Below are 14,243 nucleotides of genomic sequence, written 5' to 3' on the forward strand. Positions count from 1 at the left end.
CTCCTTCCTTGCAAGGCTAGGCGCGCTGCGCCATCAGCGTCAACGCAGCAGGGGACATCAATGACCTTTACCCTCACCCCGATCGGCCATGTCCGTGGTGGCCGCGTCGACGCGATCGACGACGACTGGGGCGCAAGCCGCGCGACAATCATGCTCGACGCCGCAAAATTCTCCGGCGACGCGCTCGCAGGCCTCGCCGATTTCAGCCATGCCGAGGTGATCTTCCTCTTCGACAAGGTACCTGACGCGAAGATCGAGACCGGGGCTCGTCACCCGCGCAATCGCGCCGACTGGCCACTCGTCGGCATTTTCGCGCAGCGTGGCAAGAACCGCCCCAACCGCATTGGCCTTACCACCTGCCGGATCGTCGCAGTCAATGGTCTGAATGTCGAGGTTGAGGGACTCGATGCGATTGACGGCACCCCGGTACTCGACATCAAGCCCGTGATGGTGGAGTTTCTTCCGCGAGGGCAGGTGCGACAACCCGATTGGTCGCGCGAATTGATGCAAGGATATTGGGAAAGTCCGCAACAACCAAAAGGGGTTTATGATGCGCAACGATGATCAGGCTTTTCAGATGATGCTCGAACGGCGCCGTCTGCTGCGCGGCGCTGCCATGCTCGGCGCGGGCGCGGCGGTGATGAGCCCCCTCCCCGTCCTCGCCGCGAGCAGCCAGTCCGCCGCGATCCGCAAAGCCGCCGAGGCGGGCAAGGACGCATCGATCAAACGCATCCGCGACTGGATCGCGCTCCCCTCGATCGCCGCCGAAAACCGCAATATGGCCGAGGGCGCGGCCTATATGGCCGATCTCGCGCGCGACGCAGGGTTCAGCAATGTCGAGATTGTCCCCACCGACGGCCATCCCGGCGTGTTCGGGACGATCGACGTCGGCGCGCCGCGCACCCTCGGCATCTATTTCATGTACGATGTCAAACAGTTCGACCCGGCCGAATGGTCGTCGCCGCCGCTCGAAGGGCGGATGGTCGAACGCCCCGGCTTCGGCCAGGCAATCATGGGCCGCGGTGCGGTAAACCAGAAGGGACCGGAAGCCGCCTTCCTCGCCGCGCTCCACGCGATCCGCGCCGCCAAAGCGAAATTGCCGGTCAACATCGTCCTCGTCTGTGAGGGCGAAGAGGAGATCGGCTCGCCGCATTTCCGCCAGATCGCGACCAAGCCGAATGTGCTCGCCGCGCTCAGGAAGTGCGAAGGCATCTTCATCCCCTTCGCCTCGCAGGGCAGGACCGGCAACGTCACCGTCAACCTCGGCTCGAAAGGCATCATCGAACTCGAACTCGTCGCGAGCGGCGAAAAATGGGGCCGCGGGCCCAAGGGCGACGTCCACTCCAGCCTGAAGGCGATGGTCGATTCGCCCGCCTGGCGGCTGGTCCAGGCGCTCCAGACTTTGGTCACCCCCGACGGCAATAAGCCCGCGATCGAGGGCTGGTTCGAAAATGTCCGCCCGCTGACCGAGCGAGAGAAGACGCTGATCCGCGAAGCGGCGAAGGCTGGCGACGAGGCGCAGCAAAAGGCCGCGCTCGGCGTCACCCACTGGATCGACAACCTGGCCTATGACGACGCCCTGATCCGGCTGGCGCAGGAACCGACGGTGAATATCGAGGGGCTGGTCGCCGGCTACACCGGCCCCGGCGGAAAGACGATCCTGCCCGGTCGCGCGGTCGCCAAGCTCGACCTCCGTCTCGTCCCCGACCAGACCCGCGCCGAGGCCGAACAGAAATTGCGCGCGCATCTCGACAAACATGGCTTCAAGGACGTCGGGGTGAATGTTTCGGGCGGCTACGACCCGACCGAGGTCGCCGAGGACAGCCGCCTCGTCCGCTCCGAACTCGCGACCTACGAACAGCTCGGCATCGCGACCAGCCTCAACCCGCGCATGGCGGGCAGCTGGCCGGGCGCGACCTTCACCGCGCCGCCGGTGTCGATCCCCGCGGCGCATTTCGGCATCGGCCACGGGTCGGGCGCGCACGCACCCGACGAATATTATCTGGTCGATTCGACCAATCCCAAAGTCGCAGGGCTGGTCGACGCGACGATGGGCTTTGCCGAATTTCTCTACACGCTGGCGGCGATCAAATGACGGGCGGCCTCAACGGGGTCGCGCATGTCATCCTGACCGCGGGGAATTTTGCCAGCTCGACCGCCTTCTGGCGCGACATGATCGGCTACCTGGGCCTCAAGCTCGTGCTCGACAGCGACGCGATGCTCTATGGCGTCGGTGGGCGCACGGCGATCGGGATCCGTACCCCGAGCGCAGAGAATGTCGGCAAACGCTTCGACCAGGGCGCGCCGGGACTGCACCACGCCTGCTTCCGGATGCGCGACCGCGCCGCAGTCGATGCCGTCCATGCCTTTCTGGCGAAGCGCACCGACATCCAAATCGTCCACCCGCCGCAGGAGGAGCCCTGGGCGCCAGGCTATTATTCGGTGCTGTTCGAAGACCCCGACGGCATTCGGATCGAGTTCAACCATGTCCCGGGGAGTGGCTTGCTCGTCGACGGGCAGGACATCGGCGGCGCTGACGCCTTTGACTAAAACCCATACACCAATGTAAACCGTGTCTGCGTATCGACGCTTTCGATGCCCGGCGGCGGGGTGGTGTCGATCTGCGCCGAATAGGCGATGCGCGCCGATAGCGCTCCGCTAAGCTTGGCGTTGAGAGCGGTCAGGGAGTTGGTCGAGCTGTTCGCTTCACCGATGATCGTCGAGGCGACCTGCGTCAGCCGCAGGGTCGGCGACAATTGCCATCCAAAATCGAGCCCGCCCAGCGCGGTCAGTTCGCTGTCGCGCGCGCCGCTGATGAAATCGGTCTGGCGCCACGCCGGGCCGCCCTTCAGGCTCAGCGACATCGTCTTGCCGTCGATCACCTTGTAGCCTAGCCCACCCGACACGTTCCAGCGCGTGTCATACCCCAGTATCCGGTCATGCTCCCACCGTCCGAAGCCAAAGCCAAAGGCGCGGTCGCTGATCCGGTACTGCGGCTCAAGCTCGACCAGATAGCGTTCGACCGACGTCCGCCCGTTGGTGCGTTGATAATCGGCCTGCGCCCGCAATTTATGCGTCCAGTCGATCCCCTGGCGCGACAAGGCCAGCCCCGCGCTCAGCCCCGCCGATTTTGTGTTGCCGCTGCTCTGCGACGCGCCGATCTGGCCTTCACCCTTCCAGTTCTCCCAGATTTTGGCCGCCGCCAGCTTCGCGCGCGCCGCCGCCGCCGCTTCGTCCCTCAGCCGCTGGCGTTCGGCGCGATAGGCGACCAGCCGCGCCTCGATTTCCGCCGCGTCATGGGGGTGGGTATCCATCGCCAGCTTGGCCACCGCCTCGACGTCGGCATCCTTGCCGCTGGCGATCGCGGCGGCGAGCATGTTGCGCACCGGGTCGGCCGGCACGATCGGCGGATGCCCGCTGCGATAAAAGGCCAGCATCGCGTCGATTTCCCCGACATTGCGCGGGTGGGTCATTCGCGCGAACTTGGCGACGGCTTCGACATCGTCGTTCTGACCGCTTGCAAAAGCGGCGTCGATCATTGCGCGCACCGCGTCTGGCAACGGCGGATCGAGCGGCACCTGGAAGGTGGGAACCGGATTGGCCAGCACCGGATCGGCGAGCGCGGGGTTGGGCTGCGGCGGGTTCGCCGGTTCCTGCGCGGCGTGCGCAGGCTGAATTACGAGGGCTAGCAGGCCGATGGCCGCCGAGCGGGGGAAAGATGCCATCGAAGAGTCCTTCTCTGGGGAGGCAGAAGCCGGGTTCGTTCGATCATTGGCGCCGCCCTGGCGCGTCCGATGCCTCGCTATAGCCCGAAAGAGGCTGGCATTTCCACCCTGCCTCCCCCATTTGCAAACCTATGGTTATAGCCCTCATCGCCATTTTTTGCGCCGGCGTCGGCAATTTCGCGATGCACCGCGCCTTCATGGAAAGCGACGACCCGCTGATCCAGCAGATGGTTAAACCGCTCGCCGACAAGGCGGGGCCGCACATCACATACATCTTCGAATTCCTGCTGCTGGTCGGCGCGATGGCGATCGCGACGCGCGGCTGGTTCACCGCGCTGATGCTCTATGGGCTCTACACGATGTTCAACGCGATGGCGTTCAGCTGGATCATGCAACGGCGGGATTGAGGGGAGCCACTTTCGGCCAGCTTCGGCCATGGCTTGCACTCCATCTTTCCTGAAAGACTAAAGTGTTGCGATGACCAGTTGAACCCACGACCCCAAAGCCGACATTGGCAAGGCGGGCTTCACGCCGCCCCGTGGAACCACCAGACGCCGTCGCGGTTCTCGCGCTGCACCCGGCCCTCGACCTCCAGCCGCTTCAGATGCGCCAGCGCTTCGCCGGTCGCCAGCCCCTGATTATGCTCGCCGATCGGTCGGTTGAACAGCAGCGGAAAACTGTCGACCGCGCGCATCGGCGCCTTCGCCGCGGCCTCGGCCAGATTATAGAGCCGCATGCGATGCTCGTCGCGCAGCGCCATCAGCCGGACGTGGAGCCCCTTGAACGGCTCGCCATGCGCGGGGCAGACGGTGACGTCGGCGGGAACCGTCGCGAGCAATTTGTCGATCGACGCCAGCCATTCGCCCAGCGGATCGGCGTCGGGTTCGGTGATGTTGACCGACACGTTCGAACTGATCCGCGGCAGCACCTGATCGCCCGACACCAGCACGCCCTCGCGCTCGTTCCACAGGCACGCATGTTCGGGGCTATGCCCCGACCCCACCACGACGCGCCATTGATGCACACCAAAACCGAGCCGGTCGCCATCCTCGATCCGCACATAGCTGCGCGGCAGGGTGAAGATCATCCGCTGGAACATATTCCAGCCGCGCGACCGCTGCGCCTCGATCGCCCCCTCGTCCCAGCCTGCGGCGCGCGATTGCGCCAGCACCTCGTCGGGGGCGGTTTCGGATGAATCGGCCACGATCGCCCGCGCCGTCAGCATCTCGCCGCGCGTCATCCACAGCTTCACGCCCTGCTTTTTGGCGATCCAGCCGGCCAGCCCGATATGGTCCGGGTGGAGGTGGGTGCCGATGACCCGCGTGATGCGCTTGCCGTTCAGCGCCCCGGCATAGAGCGCCTTCCACGCGTCGGAACACATAGTGAGGCATATGCCGGTATCGACAATCGCGACGCCATCGTCCGCGTCGTCGAGCAGCCAGCTGTTGATATGCCCCAGCGACCCCGGCATCGGGATGCGCGCCCAGCTGATCCCACCCGCAATGCGGATCGTCTCGCCCGCCCCCGGCGCGGCGTCGCCCCACGGGTAGGTCAGGCCGGCATGGCTGGTCGCGGTAAAACTGTCGTCCTGGGTCAGCGAGGCGTCCGGCGAGCCGCTGGCTGCCGGTATATTGTCGTCATCCTGCCCCGATACCACGCGTCAGTCTGCCGCCGCGTCGCTTGCGGTTTCAGCCGCCTCTTCGGCCGCACGCGCTTCGTTCGCGGCGGTACGTTCGGCGCGCAGCTCTTCGAGCAACGCTTCGCGGTCGCCTTCGAAGCGGTTGTCGGTCGGCGCTTCAATCCCTGCCTTTTTCGCCGCCTTGGCGACCAGCGCGTCGAGTTCGCGCTGCGAGCACAGGCCCAGCGTCACCGGATCCTTGGCGACGATATTGGCGCTATTCCAATGGCTGCGGTCGCGGATCGCGCCGATCGTGTTGCGGGTGGTGCCGATCAGCTTGCCGATCGCGCCGTCCGAAACCTCGGGGTGGTTCTTCAGGATCCACGCGATGCCATCGGGCTTGTCCTGGCGCTTGCTGACCGGGGTGTAGCGCGGACCGCGGGTGCGGCGGATCGTGTCCTGCGCCTGCTTGCTCATCTTGAGCTTGTAGTTCGGGTCGTTCTGACCCTTTTCGATTTCTTCCATCGACAGTTCGTGCGCGCGGACGGGATCGCGGCCGGTATATTTGGTCGCGGCGGTCTCGTCGGCGATCGCCTGCACTTCCAGGATGTGGATGCCGCAATATTCGGCGATCTGGATAAAGGTCAGGCCGGTGTTGTCGACCAGCCAAGCGGCGGTCGCATGCGGCATCAGCGGGGTGGCGTCGGCGGTGGCCATGGCGATTTCTCCAAGCGGAAATAATAAGGGCCGCCCCTCGCGGGGCGGCCAGACATTGGACGCGGCTGTAAACCCTGCTGCGCACAAGGGCAAGAGGCGGAATCTCAGGGGTTCATTGCCGGGGGATCCGGCTGGGTATCACGCGGCCAGCGTTACGGACCGCACTGCCACAGCCCGGCGATGACACGCCGCGCGCCGTCGGCCCGATTCAGCGTCAGCGTTGCGGGACGCGGCGGCGATTCGCCGCCACCTTGCGCCGCACCGGTCAGCGCCACGCGAAGCTGCAGGCCTTCGGAGAAAAAATTGGCGCCATCGACCATCGCATCATAGCCGCCGGTCACCGCAATCGGTGCGATCGTATCGCCAACCTTGACGATTCCGCGCGCCGGGTCTTGCGTCGCGACATTGCCCTTGGCGAACAGGATCGGCGGCGTCGCCGCATCGGCGGCAAAGCTGCACCCCAGCTCGCCCTTCAGCCGCGCGCCGACCAAATCGGCTTCGCCAAGCGCCGCCAGCTCGATGGGCGTCCCGTCACCACCGCGCGTCGGCTCGTCGGCCGGCTGGATTTGGGGCAGTCCGCCATTGGCGGCCGCACCGCTGCTTTTGTCGGACGTCGCCGTCGATGCCTCATTGTCCGACGGCGATGAACAAGCGGCCAGAGAAAATGCGATGGCGGCAACAGGAACGAACAACGCCCGCATGGGGTTCGGCAAATTCATTTGAGGGAATATCCTTATGGTCAGCTTGCTTAGCAAACCGCCAGGCCCCTCTTTCGTTCCGCCGATCACCTGACCGCCAGCACAATCTTCCCGACATGCTCGCCCGCCTGCATGCGCGCGTGCGCGGCGCTGGCGTCGGCGAGCGGGAAAATCTGGTCCATCGCCGGCTTCCACCCGCCCTCGGCCAGCCGCGGCCACAAGGTGCGGTGGATTTCGTCCGCCAGCGCCGCCTTAAAGTCGGTGCTGCGCGCCCGCAGCGTCGATCCGGTCATCGTCAGCCGCCGCCGCATCAGCTGGCTGATGTCGATCTCGACCTTCGCGCCGCGCTGGAACGCGATGGTGACGTGGCGGCCATCTTCGGCAAGACAGTCCAGGTTGCGGCGCACATAATCGCCTCCGACCATGTCGAGCACCGCATCAACGCCCTCGCCGCCCGTGAACGCCTTGACCGCTCCGACATAATCCTCGCTCGAATAATCGACCGCCAGATCGGCGCCGAGCGCCGTAGCAGCAGCACATTTAGCGGCACTGCCGCACGTCACGATGATCTTGATGTCGAACAGCTTGCACAAACCGATCGCGGTGGTGCCGATGCCGCTAGTGCCGCCGTGGACCAGCACCGTCTCTCCCTCAGCGATCCACGCGCGTTCGAACAGATTGTGCCACACGGTGAACACCGTTTCGGGCAGCGCCGCCGCCTCGACCATCGAAAAGCCCTTCGGCACCGGCAGGCAGCTGCCCACCGGCGCGGTGCAATATTCGGCGTAGCCACCGCCCGCGACCAGCGCACACATCGCCTGCCCCAGCAATTCGTGATCGCCGCCCGGGCCGACCGCGACAATCGTCCCCGCGATCTCTAGCCCCGGCAGGTCGGATGCCCCCGGCGGCGGCGGATAAAAACCCATACGTTGCAGCACATCGGGGCGGTTGACCCCCGCGGCGGCGACGCGGATCAGCACCTCGCCCGGCCCCGGCTGCGGAACCGGGCGCTGCTGCGGCACCAGGACTTCGGGTCCGCCGGGTGCACTGATGGCGATCGCGGTCATGCTCGCTGGCAGGCTGGTCACGTTGATTTTCCCCACATTTTACTTCGCCCTACGGCCACCTTATTGACAGCGTGGCGCACCGGGTCAACAGTCGCGAGGCTGTTCAGGAGGAACCGCCATGGACGATGACGACCTTCCCCGCCGCCGCGACGATGTTCTCGCGGCGCTGACCCGGCAACCGCTCGACCCGCTGTCGGTGAGCGAACTCGATGACCGTATCGCGACGCTCGAGACCGAAATCGAACGTATCAAGGCGCACCGCGCCGCCGCGACGAGCCACAAGGCGATCGCGGACGCGCTGTTCAAAAAGGGGTAAGGCGGCGCACTTGACGCCCGTTCCGCTCATCCGTTCGACCTGAGCTTGTCGAAGGGCCGTTCTTTCCCTTCCGCGTCGGGAAGAAGGACGGTGCTTCGATAAACTCAGCACGAACGGTTTAAATGACAGCCGCGGCGACGAGAGGATCGCCTATTCCGCCTCGGTACTCAGCCCCAACTCGGGAATACCGATCGACCGCCGCCCCCCGAAATCGGATCGCACCACGATCGCGCCCTGCTTTTCCATATATTCCACCAGCCGCCGGATGCGCCCCGGCGAGTGACTGCCATAAGCACGCCCCAGCACATCGTCGTCGGGACAGGGTTCGCCGTCGATCGCCGCACGCGCAATCTGTAAAAACGGCGCGAGCATATCGTCGGGCAGCCGCTCGGCGACGCGCAATGCCTCCGCCCAGCGTGGCTCCGCCGGGTCGAACACCCCGCCCTTGGCCAGCGCAAAGCGGCGCCGAAACGCCGCGAGATCGAGCGGCACCTTCTTCAGCTTCGCCATCCGGCAGCGCACCGAAAAATCCTGATACAAAAAGGCTTCGGGCTGAAACGCGCTGTCGGGGTCGGCCAGCATCTCTGCGAGCATCGCGACCACCACCGCGTCGCTCTGCTCGGCCTCTTGGACCGCGGCGACGATGTCGAGCACCACCGGGGCGTCGCGGTCTTCGTGCAGTCCCTCGACCGCTGCAATGCGATCGAGCACCTCGCTCGCCGCGACCGGCTCGGGCTCGGGCGCGAACATCCGCGGCGCCACCGGTGCTTCCATCTCGGTGAACAGCATCGATCGCATGTCGGCGCCGCCCGCCACCGGCAGCGGCATCAGGCTGTGCGTCCCCATCCGCGTCGCGGTCTGCGTCGCGCCGATACGGATGCTGAGTGGGCGGCGCGAAATCGCCGGACCGAGCCCCAGGAAATGCCCGCGCTCCAGATCGCGGATCGCCTCGGCCTGCCGCCGCTCCATGCCGAGCAGGTCGGCGGCGCGCGCCATGTCGATGTCCAGGAACGTGCGCCCCATCAGGAAATTGCTCGCCTCGGCCGCGACATTCTTCGCCAGTTTCGCCAGTCGCTGCGTCGCGATCGCCCCCGCCAGCCCGCGCTTGCGCCCGCGGCACATCAGGTTCGTCATCGCCGACAGGCTGGCGCGGCGGACGGTGTCGGACACGTCGCCCGCGACGCTCGGCGCAAACATCTGCGCCTCGTCAACCACCACCAGCGCCGGAAACCAATGCTCGCGCGGCGCATCGAACAGCGCGTTCAGGAACGCCGCGGCGCAGGTCATCTGCGCCTCGATGTCGAGCGATTCGAGGCTGAGCACGATCGACGCGCGATGTTCGCGAATGCGCGCCCCCATCGCCGCAATCTCGCGCTCATTATAATCGCCGCCGTTGATCACGACATGGCTGTACGCATCGGCCAGCGTCACGAAATCGCCCTCGGGATCGATCACGATCTGCTGAACCAGCACGGCGCTTTCCTCTAGGATGCGGCGCAGCAGATGCGACTTGCCCGACCCTGAATTGCCCTGGACAAGCAGCCGTGTCGCCAGCAGCTCCTGCACGTCGATGCGCACGCTCTGCCCCGCGGCGTCGGTCCCGATGTCGATGCTGGTCTTCACAGGCGCCGCCCTATCGGGCGACCGTATGAATGACAACCGAGCCGGGTTCGGGCGAGCCGATTTTTCCTCAGGCATATTGCAAACCCATAAGTCGTTTGCCCTGAGCTTGTCGAAGGGCCGCTCTTTCTCTCGGCGTCGCAGGAAGAAGAACGGTGCTTCGACAAGCTCAGCACGAACGGGTCTGGGGATGTGTTCGACGGGACAACTTGCCAATCGAGCAAATCAAGCCAAAAGAACCTCCATGGATTTCGACGACCAACTCCGCCGCTATTTTGGCACCGCCGACCTGTCGGCGATCCACCCCGAGGCGCACGCTTCAGGCACCGAACGCATGCGCGTCGACTTCGGCTTAGAGGCCAACCCCGGCCGCCGCTTCGCTTTATGGACGCTGATGTACATGCTCGGCGTGGCGCCCGCTCTCGATGTCGCGTTCAAGGATGAAGGCGAGCGCAACACCGCGCGCGACTTCATGGATATGGTGGATAAAGCGGGTGAAGGGGACGGCGGCTAACGACCAAAACTAGCCGCCGCGCAGGCAGGGGCCGCTGCGGTCTACGCTACGACGCAGAAAGAGGCTGATGACGGCCCCGCCTTCGCGACGGCGACGACTATTGGTGATGACCTTCATCCACCCGGAAGCCGAAATCAAAAAAGCGCTTTCCTACAAAATTACACCCGCAAAGGCTGCCACAGTCATAGATCACCGATCTTCCGCCGACGCGCATCCCCGCCCCCATGCGGGGTCGTTGTATCGATAAGTTTGACAACTTCGGATGAAAGCTGCGCGAGCGCGAACGAAAATATCAACTTTCCCTTAACCATACTGCAACCCCGTCATCGTAATTTCACAAACGCCATCCGCTTTTCCCTTGCAGGGCGGCGGCGGCATCGCCACCTTGTGTTCCTAGGGGCCGCCTCTCTCCCCCGGCGGGCCTCGCAAGGAGAAAAGTCCATGCCGTCCTTTTCGGAGAGCCTCGAAAAGACTCTGCACAATGCGCTGAAAGCCGCATCGGAGCGTCACCACGAATATGCGACTTTGGAGCATCTGCTCTTCGCGCTGATCGACGACGACCATGCGGCCGAAGTCATGCGCGCCTGCGGTGTTGCGGTCGACGACCTGCAATCGGCGGTCGTTCACTATCTCGATACCGAACTCGACAGCCTGAAGGTCGAAGGGCACAGCGATCCGTCGCCGACCAGCGGCTTCCAGCGCGTCGTCCAGCGCGCGATCCTGCACGTCCAGTCGTCGGGCAAGGATGAGGTGACCGGCGCCAACGTTCTCGTCGCACTCTTCTCCGAACGCGAATCCTATGCGGTCTATTTCCTCCAGCAGCAGGATCTGACCCGCCTCGACGCGGTCTCCTACCTCAGCCACGGCGTCGGCAAGGGCGGCAAACCCTCGCCGCAGGCCGAGCCCGAGGAAAAGGAAGAGACGAAGGACAAGGACAGCGGCGGCAAGAACAAGAAAGAAACTGCGCTCGACCAGTTCACCGTCAACCTCAACGAGAAAGCCAAGATCGGTAAGGTCGACCCGCTGATCGGCCGCGGTGCCGAGGTCGATCGCACAATCCAGATCCTCTGCCGCCGGTCAAAGAACAATCCGCTCTATGTCGGTGATCCCGGCGTCGGCAAGACCGCAATCGCCGAAGGCCTCGCGCGCAAGATTATCGAGGGCGACGTGCCCGAGGTGCTGCTGCCCGCGGTCATCTATTCGCTCGACATGGGCGCACTGCTGGCGGGCACGCGTTATCGCGGCGATTTCGAGGAACGGCTGAAACAGGTCGTGACCGAACTCGAAGGGCTGCCGCACGCGATCCTGTTCATCGACGAAATCCACACCGTCATCGGCGCGGGTGCCACTTCAGGCGGCGCCATGGATGCGTCGAACCTGCTCAAGCCCGCCTTGTCAGGCGGGGTCATCCGCTGCATCGGCTCGACGACGTACAAGGAGTTCCGCAACCATTTCGAAAAGGACCGCGCACTGCTGCGCCGGTTCCAGAAGATCGACGTGGTCGAACCGACGCTGGAGGACACGAAGAAGATCCTCGCGGGTCTGCGCAGCGCGTTCGAGGCGCATCATCAGGTGCGTTACACCCCCGATGCGATCAATGCCGCGGTCGAGCTGTCAGCGCGCTACATCAACGACCGCAAATTGCCCGACAAGGCGATCGACGTGATCGACGAGGTCGGCGCGATGCAGATGCTCGTCGCCCCCTCGAAGCGTAAGAAGACGATCACCGCCAAGGAAATCGAGGCCGTGATCGCAACGATGGCGCGCATCCCGCCCAAATCGGTGTCGAGCGACGACAAGGCGACCCTCGCCAGCCTGGAGACCGACCTCAAGCGCGTCGTGTTCGGCCAGAACACCGCGATCGAAGTGTTGTCTTCCGCAATCAAGCTGAGCCGTGCCGGGCTGCGCGATCCCGAAAAGCCGATCGGCAACTATCTGTTCAGCGGCCCGACCGGCGTCGGCAAGACCGAGGTCGCCAAACAGCTCGCGTCGATCATGGGCATCCCGCTCCAGCGCTTCGACATGTCCGAATATATGGAGCGCCACTCGGTCAGCCGCCTGATCGGCGCGCCCCCGGGCTATGTTGGTTATGATCAGGGCGGGCTGCTCACCGATGCGATCGACCAGAACCCGCATTGCGTGCTGCTGCTCGACGAAATCGAAAAGGCGCACCCCGACCTGTTCAACATCCTGCTGCAGGTGATGGACAATGGCCGCCTGACCGACCACCACGGCAAGACGGTCGATTTCCGCAACGTCATCCTGATCATGACGACCAACGCGGGCGCCAGTGACATGGCGCGCGAGTCGATCGGTTTCGGCCAGTCGACGCGCGAGGATGTGCAGGAAGAGGCGGTGAAGCGCATGTTCACCCCCGAATTCCGCAACCGCCTCGATGCAATCGTCCCCTTCGGCTATCTGCCGCCCGAGGTTGTCGCGCGCGTCGTTGACAAGTTCATCCTTGAACTCGAATTGCAGCTTGCCGACCGCAACGTCCACATCCAGCTCGACGATGCGGCGCGCGAGTGGCTGACCGGCAAGGGCTATGACAAGCTGTACGGCGCCCGCCCGATGGGCCGCTTGATCCAGGAAAAGATCAAGCAGCCGCTCGCTGAGGAACTGCTGTTCGGCAAGCTGGTCCATGGCGGCGAGGTCAAGGTGAAGATGAAGACCGGCGACGACGCCAAGGTCGGCAATCCGCTGGCGTTCGAAATCGTCTCGGCACCGCCGAAAGCGGGCAAGGGCAAGGCGAAGCCACCCAAGGCCGACAAGGCGAAGAAGGCGGCGGAATAGAACGTGCTCCCCTCCCGCCTGCGCGGGAGGGGCAGCGAGACTTGCGGGCTTGCCCGCTGGTCGCAGCGGGCAGGGCTTGGCAAGGCTACAGCCCCTCCCCAAACTCCTCCCGCAAGCGGGAGGGATTTTAACCGCCCCTCGCTTTTTCGGCCTCCAGTGAGTATATTGGTCTGATGTACGACTATGTCTCCGTAACCACCGCCGACGCTGGCGCCCCCACCCCCGTCCGCGACGGCACCATCAAGCTGCACGACGAGGCGGGCTTTGCCGGCATGCGCAAAGCAGGCCGTCTGTCGGCCGAAATCCTCGACGCGCTGGTCCCCTTCGTCCAGCCCGGCGTGACCACCGCGGCGATCGACGATCTTGTCCGCACGATGATGCTCGACGGCGGCGGAATCCCCGCGACGCTCGGCTATCGCGGCTTCACGCACAGCTGCTGCACCAGCATCAATCATGTCGTGTGCCACGGCATCCCCGACGACAAGCCGGTGCGCGAGGGCGACATCGTCAATATCGACGTGACGACGATCATCGACGGCTGGCACGGCGACACCAGCCGCATGTATCTGGTCGGTGATGTGCCGATCAAGGCGAAGCGCCTCGTCGAGGTTACCTATGAATGCCTGATGCTCGGTATCGAGCAGGCAAAACCCGGCAACCGCATGGGCGACGTCGCGCACGCGATCCAGACCCACGCCGAACGCCATCGCTATTCGGTCGTCCGCGATTTCTGCGGCCACGGACTGGGACAGATGTTCCACGACGCCCCCGAAGTCGTCCACGCCGGGCGCCCCGGCACCGGACCCGAGCTACGCCCCGGCATGTTTTTCACGATCGAGCCGATGATCAACACCGGAAAATTTGCGGTGAAGATGCTGCCCGACGGCTGGACCGCGGTGACCCGCGACCGTTCGCTATCGGCGCAATTCGAGCACAGCATCGGGATCACCGAAACCGGCTGCGAGATTTTCACCGCGAGTCCGAAGGGCTTGAACGCGCCACCTTGGGCCTGATCGAAACAGCGGTTTACACTTCGTCATCCCGGACTTGATCCCGGAACCACGACTTCCGATGCCGCGCTGGCCTTGGTGCACCTTGGATCAAGTCCGGGGTGACGATAAGAGGGAGCCCACATTCTCCCTTGCACGCGCGCCCTATCGCGCGCAGACTTGACG

General features: G+C 64.7%; 14 protein-coding genes. 8 read left to right on the plus strand and 6 right to left on the minus strand.

What is annotated here, in order from left to right:
• Positions 1 to 60 precede the first annotated feature (60 nt).
• From CDQ92_RS16770 to CDQ92_RS16780, 3 genes are read left to right on the plus strand one after another with little or no spacing between them, the layout of a single operon-like run.
• A complete protein-coding gene (locus CDQ92_RS16770) occupies positions 61 to 564 on the plus strand; it encodes an SAM-dependent methyltransferase (protein WP_088442793.1) in 504 nt (167 codons plus the stop codon).
• Positions 548 to 2,095: a M20/M25/M40 family metallo-hydrolase gene (locus CDQ92_RS16775; protein WP_373289639.1), complete on the plus strand. Its 1,548-nt coding sequence runs from the start codon at positions 548 to 550 to the stop codon at positions 2,093 to 2,095. The genes CDQ92_RS16770 and CDQ92_RS16775 overlap by 17 nt, the downstream gene beginning before the upstream one ends.
• On the plus strand, positions 2,092 to 2,550 hold the full coding sequence (locus tag CDQ92_RS16780) for a VOC family protein (RefSeq protein WP_088442795.1): 459 nt from the start codon (positions 2,092 to 2,094) through the stop codon (positions 2,548 to 2,550). The genes CDQ92_RS16775 and CDQ92_RS16780 overlap by 4 nt, the downstream gene beginning before the upstream one ends.
• On the opposite strand, the gene CDQ92_RS16785 is transcribed toward CDQ92_RS16780, so the two are convergent.
• Complete coding sequence (locus tag CDQ92_RS16785) at positions 2,547 to 3,725, minus strand: DUF481 domain-containing protein (RefSeq protein WP_229667379.1); 1,179 nt, start codon at positions 3,723 to 3,725, stop codon at positions 2,547 to 2,549. The genes CDQ92_RS16780 and CDQ92_RS16785 overlap by 4 nt on opposite strands.
• A 131-nt stretch (positions 3,726 to 3,856) precedes the next feature.
• Here CDQ92_RS16785 and CDQ92_RS16790 point away from each other — a divergent pair, with 131 nt between their 5' ends.
• Positions 3,857 to 4,132 carry a hypothetical protein gene (locus CDQ92_RS16790; protein ID WP_088442797.1) on the plus strand — a complete coding sequence of 92 codons (276 nt, stop codon included), beginning with the start codon at positions 3,857 to 3,859 and terminating at the stop codon, positions 4,130 to 4,132.
• Between the two features lie 119 nt (positions 4,133 to 4,251).
• Here CDQ92_RS16790 and CDQ92_RS16795 read toward each other — a convergent pair whose 3' ends face one another.
• The 4 genes from CDQ92_RS16795 to CDQ92_RS16810 form a co-directional block, all read right to left on the minus strand.
• The gene (locus CDQ92_RS16795) at positions 4,252 to 5,382 is read right to left on the minus strand and encodes an MBL fold metallo-hydrolase (RefSeq protein WP_088442799.1); all 1,131 of its coding nucleotides are present in this window, start codon (positions 5,380 to 5,382) and stop codon (positions 4,252 to 4,254) included.
• 3 nt (positions 5,383 to 5,385) lie between these two features.
• On the minus strand, positions 5,386 to 6,033 hold the full coding sequence (locus CDQ92_RS16800; RefSeq protein WP_088443412.1) for a DUF1013 domain-containing protein: 648 nt from the start codon (positions 6,031 to 6,033) through the stop codon (positions 5,386 to 5,388).
• A gap of 179 nt (positions 6,034 to 6,212) precedes the next feature.
• Entirely contained in the window at positions 6,213 to 6,779 is a 567-nt protein-coding gene (locus tag CDQ92_RS16805; protein WP_088442801.1) for a hypothetical protein, read from the minus strand.
• 65 nt (positions 6,780 to 6,844) lie between these two features.
• On the minus strand, positions 6,845 to 7,846 hold the full coding sequence (locus CDQ92_RS16810) for an NAD(P)H-quinone oxidoreductase (RefSeq protein ID WP_088442803.1): 1,002 nt from the start codon (positions 7,844 to 7,846) through the stop codon (positions 6,845 to 6,847).
• Positions 7,847 to 7,943: 97 nt separating this feature from the next.
• Here CDQ92_RS16810 and CDQ92_RS16815 point away from each other — a divergent pair, with 97 nt between their 5' ends.
• Positions 7,944 to 8,141: a DUF1192 domain-containing protein gene (locus CDQ92_RS16815; protein WP_088442805.1), complete on the plus strand. Its 198-nt coding sequence runs from the start codon at positions 7,944 to 7,946 to the stop codon at positions 8,139 to 8,141.
• Positions 8,142 to 8,291: 150 nt separating this feature from the next.
• Here the strand turns inward: CDQ92_RS16815 and CDQ92_RS16820 are convergent, their stop codons facing one another.
• Complete coding sequence (locus CDQ92_RS16820; RefSeq protein ID WP_188682359.1) at positions 8,292 to 9,764, minus strand: helicase HerA domain-containing protein; 1,473 nt, start codon at positions 9,762 to 9,764, stop codon at positions 8,292 to 8,294.
• Between the two features lie 241 nt (positions 9,765 to 10,005).
• On the opposite strand from CDQ92_RS16820, the gene CDQ92_RS16825 reads away from it, so the two are divergent.
• The 3 genes from CDQ92_RS16825 to map all read left to right on the plus strand — a co-directional run bounded on the left by CDQ92_RS16825 (position 10,006) and on the right by map (position 14,081).
• On the plus strand, positions 10,006 to 10,275 hold the full coding sequence (locus tag CDQ92_RS16825) for a hypothetical protein (RefSeq protein WP_088442809.1): 270 nt from the start codon (positions 10,006 to 10,008) through the stop codon (positions 10,273 to 10,275).
• A 441-nt stretch (positions 10,276 to 10,716) separates the two neighbouring features.
• Entirely contained in the window at positions 10,717 to 13,068 is a 2,352-nt protein-coding gene (clpA, locus tag CDQ92_RS16830) for an ATP-dependent Clp protease ATP-binding subunit ClpA (protein ID WP_088442811.1), read from the plus strand.
• A 173-nt stretch (positions 13,069 to 13,241) separates the two neighbouring features.
• Positions 13,242 to 14,081, plus strand: a complete 840-nt coding sequence (map, locus tag CDQ92_RS16835; protein ID WP_088442813.1) for a type I methionyl aminopeptidase — start codon at positions 13,242 to 13,244, stop codon at positions 14,079 to 14,081.
• The last annotated feature ends 162 nt before the right edge of the window (positions 14,082 to 14,243 follow it).

The organism is Sphingopyxis bauzanensis, from assembly GCF_002205675.1.
GTDB classification, from domain to species: Bacteria; Pseudomonadota; Alphaproteobacteria; order Sphingomonadales; family Sphingomonadaceae; genus Sphingopyxis; species Sphingopyxis bauzanensis.